Genomic DNA, 5,375 nt, shown 5'->3' with positions numbered 1-5,375 from the left:
CACGGTTATTGACGAAATCACGCTCCACGAAAAATCAGAAAAATCCGGACTTCGTATTGGGACACAAGCTCATGAACCGCAACATAGTCATAGCGTAACAGGAAGATTACCTTTTTTTGTTGAGTTTCCCAATGCTCTCAAAACACTGATTGTTAAAAAATCTACTATGAGTGATTATTGGGGCATTTGGGCTGGCAATGTTGCTGAGATTGCACAAAACCATATCACACGCCTTCAAACTATGCTTTCTGATCAAACAAGCGAAGCTTATCATGCCTTTGATGCGTTTTATAAAGAATTAAAAAACAACTTAAACAGTGAGATAAAGCAAGAAGAAGCGATTGAGATGTTAGCGCAACATCTTGTAACGCGTCCCGTGTTTGAAGCCTTGTTTGAAGGCAATGAATTTGTGCAAAACAATGCCATTTCGCAAGCAATGGAAAAAATCTTAACAGAACTCGACAAAACCAATATCGAGGAAGAATCCAAAGAATTACAAGAGTTTTATGACAGCGTAAAGTTCCGTGCCTCTGGCATTACAGAACCACAGGCAAGACAAAATCTTATTATCAAACTTTACGAAGATTTTTTTACCAAGGCATTTAAGAAAACCACGGATAGGCTTGGGATTGTTTATACCCCCGTTGAGGTCGTGGATTTTATCATTCATTCTGTTGATGATGTTTTACGCAATGAATTTGGAAAAAGCTTGGGGTCACGTGGTGTTTCTATTCTTGACCCTTTCACTGGAACGGGGACCTTTATCACAAGGCTTTTACAATCAAAGCTCATAAAACCAGAGGATATGGAATATAAGTTCCGTCATGATATCCATGCCAATGAGATTGTTTTGCTAGCGTACTACATAGCAGCGATTAACATTGAATCGACTTATCATAGTATCATGAAAGGTGAGTACATTCCTTTCAAGCATATTGGTTTGACCGATACATTCCGGATGCTTGAAAAACAAGATCTGATGAGAGGTTTACTAGAGAAAAACAGTGAATATTTAGAACTTCAGAAAAACCTCAATATTGAAGTTATTTTTGGGAATCCTCCTTATTCAGTAGGGCAAAAAAGCGAAAATGATAATGCAAAGAACAGCCCTTATCCCATATTAGATGAACGTATCCGTAAAACTTATGCTGCTCAATCGAAAGTAACGAATATACGAGCACTTTATGACAGCTATATCCGTGCCATTCGTTGGGCAAGTGACCGTATTGATAATGCTGGGGTAATAGGCTTTGTTTCTGGTTCTGGTTACATAGAAAAGCCAACAATGGATAGCTTACGAAAATCTTTAGCCAAAGAGTTTACGAGTATTTATGTGCTTAATTTACGGGGGGATATTCGTAAAAATATGTTAAGCGATGGGAAAGCTCAAGAAGGTGAAAATGTTTTTGGCAATGGTAGTATGACTGGTATTGCTATAACATTGTTTATCAAAAATCCCAATGCTTCCGGAGATTGTAAAATTTACTATCATGACATTGGTAATAATTTCACGACAAAAGAAAAACTTACAGCTCTTGAATACTTTGGTAGTATTGATGGCATTACACGTGAACAAAGTTGGCAAATGATCACGCCGGATGAACATGGTGATTGGATAAATCAACGTGATGAGAGTTTCAAAACATTCCTAGCCCTAGGTGATAAGAAAAGTCATGGTAAAAAGCTGTTTGAAAATTTTTCTCGCGGTATTATGACGAGTCGTGATGCTTGGACATACAACTCAAGCCCTGAAGCTCTAGCGAAAAACATGAGTAATATGATTGCCTTCTATAACAGTGAAGTGGAACGTTTTAATGATACTTATGCACACACTGACCGTAAAATACATACCAATGTTGTAAATAATTTTGTAAATTCAGATGAAAGTAAGATAAGTTGGAGCCGTGGACTTAAACAAGAGTTGACAAAAAGAAAGTTTTTTGAATTTGAAGAGACATGCCTCATACCAAGTCTGTATCGTCCTTTTACACAACGATGGCTTTATTATAATCGTACCTTCAATGATATGGTTTACCAAATGCCGCGGATATTTCCTATAGAAAAAGCGACTGAAAATAAAGTGATACAAGTTTCTTCTGTAGGAGCAAGAAGTGGATTTTCTATCTTGATGACTAAAAATGTACCTGATGTGAGTGTAATAGATACAGGTCAATGCTTTCCACGCTATATTTACAAAGATGATACGGTTTCAAAAAGTAAAAATGAAAAACAATCCCATTTATTTTTAATTTCTACAGAAGAAAGTAAAACAGCTGATTTACAGAGGCGTGATGCCATTACTGATGAAGGATTAGCACATTTTAAAGCAGCTTATCCGAATGAAAAAATCACTAAAGATGATTTGTTCTATTACGTCTACGGATTGTTACATTCGGAAGATTATCGTGCTCGTTATGCTGATAACCTCTCTAAAGAATTGCCTCGCATCCCTTGTGTAAAAAGCGCTGAAGATTTTTGGAAGTTTGTTAATGCTGGACGTGAACTAGGGCATTTGCACGTGAATTATGAAACTGTAGAGCCTTATCCCGTGACCTTTAAAAAGGGTAATCCAAAACAGACAGAGATCTCTAATCCCGAAAAATTCTATTATGTAACTGAAATGAAATTCGCAAAAATTAAGAATAGTAAGGAAAAGGATAAATCGACTGTTTTTTATAATAGCAATATCACAATAACAGATATCCCTCTTGAAGCTTATAAGTATATCGTCAATGGCAAACCTGCTCTTGAATGGGTTATGGGGCGTCAATGTGTAAAGACTGATAAAAAGAGTGGCATTGTCAATGATGCCAATCGCTATGCTGTTGAAACCATTGGCAACCCTGCCTACCCTCTAGAGTTGTTTCAAAGAGTTATTACCGTAAGTTTAGAAACAATGAAAATCGTAAAAAAACTACCAAAATTAGAAATGAGAGAAACTGAATAGATTTGGCATGCTCAGATGATAGGCATGTTAACCTCACAAAGGGGTATAAGGTCTTATAACCTATAGGTTCTATACCCTCTTTATAAATTGCTTACATACAATCTTTAAAAGGAGTGTTTGTATGCGTTATTCTAAAAAGAAGAAACTTGCACTTTTAGATACTCTTATTTGGATTGCCTTTAAGACTTTTAAGAAACCCTATCTAAAGTGAATTAAATTTTTTTACATTGCCTTTAAAAGATTATACCGTAATCTAAAATGATAGCTTTGTTTAAAGAGAGTTATGTATATTCATTTTCTTATATTACTTATAGGTTTTGAAGGTTTCTCAAACCCTCAAAATACCTTCAAAACCCCTTTTTATATATATTACAGATTGTATTTACGTGTTGTGTGTAATATAGGTTGTTTATTTAAAGCATTAACATATTGAAATATAATAACTTTTATTTTTTGATTGAAAAATAATATATAAAGGGGCGTAAAAGGAACCCTCAAAATACTCAAAATCTTCAAAACTCATAACCATAATGGTCTTGATAGTACTTCTTATGCGTTACAAACTATCTTTTGAAAAGGCTTTAAAGGAGCATATGCTTTTCATAAAGCACGTTTTAATCACTCACTAAAATAATCTATTTTGTCAGTTCAATTTACTGACACATAACTGACAAGTTTTAATCAATTCACATCATTGGTTATCTTTAAAGATTGTAATAGTGATATGAGTTATGTTTTTAAAATACTAACCTATTGAAATATAATGTTTTTAATTTTTACTCATAAAAAAAAATAATAGAAGGTCTAAAAGGAACTGACAACACTGACACGGTCTATTAAAAGGGATTTTACTGATCTCTATAATGATCAGTTTCTATTGAGATGTTTTCATAAGTGTTTTCATAACAGACAATAAATCGCAATTATCCTATTTATCATTTCTCTTATGAACATGAAAAATGATGCCATGGCTATAAAGAACATAACAACTATAGAGAAAGCAAAAATGCAAATGAAAGCATTTGTTTATAAAGACAGTCCCTATAAAGGCTGTTAAGTCTAAAATGTGTTATTAAAAGAAATTAACAGAAATCTTAAAAGCCATTTAGTGACAAAATTGATAGGTTATAAAGTTTAAAATACGCATAATGAGAGCGTTTCTAAATATTATAAATGTATAGATTCAGAAAATAACGCAATCGTTTAATAAAACCTATAATATATCTTTAAAAGCACATAAATATAAAAGAAGCAATTAATAAGCATAAGATATTATCAATACATAACGTATTTAAAAAATAAGAAAAAATATCAAAAAAGATAAAATATTATTTGACAATAAATACGTATTTTGCTATATAAATAATCAAGTGCTTAACAACACTAAACAGTAAGCGAATAGGTTGCGATAAACCTAATCCTATTAAAAACTGACTATCTTTTATGCTTTTGTTAGCATATATAGTGATTTTGTCGGGTGTAGTTACACCATACAATACCCATTTATGGGAAAAGTGTAACGACGGACTTACTGCCGTGTTTGTTAGCACCCGGCGCCTCTATAGAGATGCCAATAACAAACATTTAATCAGTAAGGTTTTAATTATGAAAAATATATCAAAAAACACCCCCGTTATCTCTAATATTTCAAATGAAACCACGTCTGTTAATCAACAAGAGCCTGCAAAAAAATACGAATTTATTGATGATTGTGAATATATCGATGGTCATTTCTTAACTCGAATTAGAGCCTTAAGAGATTTTGATGATGTCAAAAAAGGCGATTTAGGGGGGTATATTGAAAATGAAAGCAACTTATCTCATGAAGGTAATTGCTGGGTGTATAATAAAGCTCGGGTCTTTCAAAATGCACGCGTCTTTGGAAATGCTAAAGTAAAAAGCTTTTTTGTTGATGTCTATGGTAATGCTCAAATTTATGGGAATGCTATTTTTGAAGGTATGACATTAAAGGACAATGCAAAACTGTCTGGTAATGCGCATGCTAACAACGCCGTTGTAATTGAAGGCAATGCACAAATTTATGATAACGCCCGTGTCACTGATCATGCTCATATTTCCGATAATGCTGTCATTTGTGATGATGCTCATGTCGGAGGCAATGCAAAAATAAGTGGCTCTGCTTACATTTGTGATGAATCACGTGTTTTTGATGATGCCGTTATTTGTGATGCTCTTATCTCTGGTTCTTCATATATTCATAGCAATGCCTCTTTAACAGCTAATGAAGATATCTGTGATGATGCATATCCTGAGTTTGGGAGCGAAGATGATTATTATCGTCATGAGTATTATGCTGATTTTGAAGGGTATTATGGCGATGATAATGACAGCGAATATGAAAGTGATGCTGCGTAAATGACACGCGCGGGCGCGGCGGGGGCGCCCTCCTTTAAACATCTCATTTAAA

Annotated in this window: 2 protein-coding genes; both read left to right on the top strand. The window is 34.0% G+C overall.

What is annotated here, in order from left to right; all coding sequences use genetic code 11:
* The coding region (locus ACFIMC_RS07480) for a type ISP restriction/modification enzyme (protein WP_375685727.1) at positions 1-2,947 on the top strand (2,947 nt) is incomplete at its 5' end.
* A gap of 1,605 nt (positions 2,948-4,552) precedes the next feature.
* Positions 4,553-5,323 (top strand): hypothetical protein, encoded by a 771-nt coding sequence (locus ACFIMC_RS07475; protein WP_375681073.1) that lies wholly within the window; start codon positions 4,553-4,555, stop codon positions 5,321-5,323.
* Positions 5,324-5,375: the final 52 nt, after the last annotated feature.

The sequence above is a fragment of the Bartonella sp. AP21QHHD genome, assembly GCF_042196205.1.
GTDB lineage: Bacteria > Pseudomonadota > Alphaproteobacteria > Rhizobiales > Rhizobiaceae > Bartonella.
Note: the sequence above shows the minus strand (reverse complement) of the source record. Positions and strands in the feature narration are given on the sequence as shown.